Source organism: Streptococcus sp. 2154 (genome assembly GCF_013277255.1).
GTDB classification, from domain to species: domain Bacteria; phylum Bacillota; class Bacilli; order Lactobacillales; family Streptococcaceae; genus Streptococcus; species Streptococcus pseudopneumoniae.
In genome coordinates, this window is sequence record NZ_VMMK01000047.1 from 9,475 (window position 1) to 13,626 (window position 4,152).

At 40.0% G+C, this 4,152-nt stretch carries 3 protein-coding genes and 1 pseudogene; 2 read left to right on the forward strand and 2 right to left on the reverse strand.

What is annotated here, in order from left to right:
- Nucleotides 1-112: 112 nt before the first annotated feature.
- Both rpsU and HT693_RS08605 read right to left on the reverse strand, forming a co-directional pair.
- On the reverse strand, nt 113-289 hold the full coding sequence (gene rpsU, locus HT693_RS08600; RefSeq protein WP_000048054.1) for a 30S ribosomal protein S21: 177 nt from the start codon (nt 287-289) through the stop codon (nt 113-115).
- 138 nt (nt 290-427) lie between these two features.
- Nucleotides 428-1,135 carry a glucosamine-6-phosphate deaminase gene (locus tag HT693_RS08605; protein ID WP_054392789.1) on the reverse strand — a complete coding sequence of 236 codons (708 nt, stop codon included), beginning with the start codon at nt 1,133-1,135 and terminating at the stop codon, nt 428-430.
- A 150-nt stretch (nt 1,136-1,285) separates the two neighbouring features.
- Here HT693_RS08605 and queA point away from each other — a divergent pair, with 150 nt between their 5' ends.
- Nucleotides 1,286-2,314 carry a tRNA preQ1(34) S-adenosylmethionine ribosyltransferase-isomerase QueA gene (gene queA, locus HT693_RS08610; RefSeq protein ID WP_001090168.1) on the forward strand — a complete coding sequence of 343 codons (1,029 nt, stop codon included), beginning with the start codon at nt 1,286-1,288 and terminating at the stop codon, nt 2,312-2,314.
- 465 nt (nt 2,315-2,779) lie between these two features.
- A pseudogene (locus HT693_RS08615) lies at nt 2,780-4,121 on the forward strand (ISL3 family transposase).
- Nucleotides 4,122-4,152 lie beyond the last annotated feature (31 nt).

Here is a 4,152-nt window from a genome sequence, read left to right on the forward strand (position 1 = left end):
CTGACGAAGTCAGTCACATACATACGGCAAGGCGACGTTGACGTGGTTTGAAGAGATTTTCGAAGAGTATTAAAAGAAAAAGGACTAGATTTCTCCAGCCTTTCATTTCAAATTAGAATTTTTTACGTTTACGAGCTGCTTCTGATTTACGTTTACGTTTTACAGAAGGTTTTTCATAGAATTCACGTTTGCGTGTTTCTTGAAGAGTACCAGCTTTAGTAACCGCACGTTTGAAACGACGAAGTGCGTCGTCAAGAGATTCATTCTTACGTACTACTGTTTTAGACATTTTTTTCACTCCCTTCAAGTTCAATATCTATTTTATTCTACACGTAAAAGGAATAATTGTCAAGCAAAAATGCGGTTTAATTTTGATTTTTTCTTACATTTATACAAGAGTTGAAAGCGTTCAATAGAACATTGGTTTTTATTTTTCAAGTAAGCTAAGCGCTTCAGCATCCGCAATAATGGTCACATCAGGGTGATTTTGGAGACTACTTGCAGGTAGATTCTCAGTCACTGGGCCAGACACTGTTCCGGCAATGGCTTCTGCTTTCGACTCACCGTAGGCAAAGAGAAGGATTGACTTGGCATCCAAGATGTTCTTAATCCCCATTGAAATAGCTTGGGTTGGGACGTCTTCAATCTTGTCAAAAAAGCGCGCATTGGCTTCAATAGTAGACTGGTCAAGTTCTACTAGATGCGTTTGACTGTCAAATGGAGTACCAGGCTCATTAAAGCCGATATGCCCATTGCGACCGATTCCCAAGATTTGCAGATCAACTGGATGGTCAGCCAAAATTTGGTTGTAGCGTTCAACTTCAGCTTCAGCATGATCCTTAACACCACGAGGCAAGAAACTTTCTTTAAATGGTTTTTGGTTGAACAAGTTTTCTTGCATGAAGTGACGGTAAGACTGTGGATTGTCGCCATCAAGGCCTACATACTCATCAAGGTTGACACTGGTTAGATTTGAAAAATCGAGGTCACTTTCAACAATTTCCTTATAAAATTCAAGTGGACTACTTCCTGTCGCAAACCCTAAGGTTTGAGCGCCATTGGCTAATTTTTCCTTCAAAATCTCAAAAGCAACTTTTCCACCTTCGATTTGGTTTTCAACTTTAATAACTTTCATCTTTTCATCCTCCATTTCTATCTATTTTTATTATATGGTATAGACCAATTTTTGTCAAGTGAAAACGATTTAATTTCTAAAAAAAGAGCGTCTATACTTGAAACATGTTATAATGGATAGGATTAGAACTTAGAAAGAATGAACAGATATATGAATACAGCTGATTTTGACTTCCACTTACCTGAGGAATTGATTGCCCAAACACCCCTTGAAAAACGAGATGCCTCTAAACTCCTCATCGTCAACCGTGAGACAGGAAAAATGCAGGACAAACACTTCCACTCCATTATTGATATGCTGGAACCTGGTGATGCCCTCGTTATGAACGACACCCGCGTTCTCCCTGCCCGCCTCTATGGTCAAAAGGAAGAAACTGGAGGCCATGTGGAACTTCTCCTGCTCAAAAATACTGCTGGAGATGAGTGGGAAGTTCTGGCTAAACCTGCCAAACGCCTCAAGGTCGGTACTCGTATCAGCTTTGGTGATGGTCGCCTCAGCGCTGTCATTACAGAAGAATTGACCCACGGAGGCCGCATTGTCCGCTTCGAATACCACGGAATTTTCCTAGAAGTTTTGGAAAGTCTGGGTGAAATGCCGCTGCCACCTTATATCCACGAAAAACTGGATGACCGTGAACGCTATCAAACAGTTTACGCCAAGGAAAGCGGCTCAGCTGCTGCACCAACTGCTGGACTTCACTTCACCAAAGAACTGCTAGCAGAAATCCAAGCTAAGGGTGTTCATCTAGTCTATCTGACTCTTCATGTCGGACTCGGAACCTTTAGACCCGTTTCTGTGGACAATCTAGACGAACACGAAATGCACTCAGAGTTCTATCAACTTTCTGAGGAAGCAGCTGCAACTCTCCGCTCTGTTAAGGAAAATGGTGGTCGTGTCATCGCTGTCGGAACCACTTCTATCCGCACCTTGGAAACTATTGGTTCCAAGTTTGAGGGGCAAATCCAAGCAGATTCTGGTTGGACCAATATCTTTATCAAACCTGGGTATGAGTGGAAGGTCGTGGATGCCTTCTCAACCAACTTCCACCTGCCAAAATCAACTCTGGTCATGTTGGTTTCTGCCTTTGCAGGCCGTGAATTAGTCTTAGATGCCTACCACCATGCCATCCAAGAACACTACCGCTTCTTCAGTTTTGGTGACGCCATGTTTATTTATTGAGAAAGAATTTCTCTAAATCTTCTAATACCAATAAATCGCTAAGATATTATTTCAAAGAACATCTACAATTGAAACTCTAGCTAACTGTAGAAGACGCCTAGTACATTAAAATTAAAATGTTTCTCCCTAGCTGCGAAAATATTGCCATAGATTGCGTTGACTCTCCAAATCGATTCATCTATATTTTATTTCAGCTTCCTATATTTTCTTCGCTGTTTGTAAATCAAAATACAAGATACATGAGTAGCACCATATTTGTTACTCTTATCTGTCCTCTCAAGAGACTATTATGAGTGGTTTCAGAATCATTCACTACTTTGACCCTGACTCTCCTTAGTCTCAAAATCAAAGACTTATGGCTCTATAATATTTGTAGTGGGTAAATCCCCTATGGATATTATGGAGCCTATTTTGTGTAGAAAAAAAGTCCCATATGACCTATAATGAAAAGCGACAAAACAACTCATTAGAAAGAATCATACGGAACAATTACATTTTATCACAAAACTACTCGATATCAAAGACCCTAATATCCAGATTCTAGACATCATCAAGAAGGATACACACAAGGAAATCATCGCCAAACTGGACTACGACGCCCCATCTTGCCCTGAGTGCGGAAGTCAAATGAAGAAATATGACTTTCAAAAACCGTCGAAAATTCCTTACCTCGAAACGACTGGTATGCCTACTAGAATTCTCCTTAGAAAGCGTCGATTCAAGTGCTATCACTGTTCAAAAATGATGGTCGCTGAAACTTCTATCGTCAAGAAAAATCACCAAATCCCTCGTATCATCAATCAAAAAATTGCTCAAAAGTTAATTGAAAAGATTTCTATGACTGATATTGACCATCAGCTTTCCATCTCAACTTCAACTGTCATTCGAAAGCTCAATGACTTCCACTTTGAGTGTAATTTTAGAAATCTGCCTAAGATTATGTCTTGGGACGTTGAAACAGTCCAGGGAGTGACTGTTTCAATCGGGAGATGGAGATGAGCTTCATTGCGCAAGATTTTGATAAGCTCAATATCATCACTGTTCTTGAAGGTAGAACACAAGCCGTCATTCGAGATCACTTTCTTAAATATGATAGGGTCGTCCGATGTCGAGTGAAAATTATTACTATGGATATGTTTAGTCCTTATTATGCCTTGGCTAAACAGCTTCGCTTTCAAATTTCTAGGCTCAGGCTGAAACAGTCTCCCAGACTGTTTCACTCCCGAATGCTAAAATCGTTCTGGATCGCTTTCACATTGTGCAACATCTTAGCCGTGCTATGAGTCGTGTCCGTGTCCAAATTATGAATCAGTTTGAACGAAAATCCCATGAATACAAGGCTATTAAACGCTACTGGAAACTCATTCAACAGGATAGTCGTAAACTCAGCGATAAACGTTTTTATCGCCCTACTTTTCGTATGCACTTAACCAATAAAGAGATTCTTGACAAGCTTTTGAGCTATTCAGAAGACTTGAAACACCACTACAATCTCTATCAGCTCTTACTTTTTCACTTCCAGAATAAAGAGCCTGACAAATTTTTCGGACTCATTGAGGACAATCTAAAGCAGGTTCATCCTCTTTTTCAGACTGTCTTTAAAACCTTTCTAAAGGATAAAGAAAAGATTGTCAATGCCCTTCAACTACACTATTCTAACGCCAAACTGGAAGCGACCAATAATCTCATTAAACTTATCAAACGCAATGCCTTTGGTTTTCGGAACTTTGAAAACTTCAAAAAACGGATTTTCATCACTCTGAACATCAAAAAAGAAAGGACGAAATGTGTCCTTTCTCGAGCTTAGCTGACTTCAACCGTAACCGCCCAATAACGAA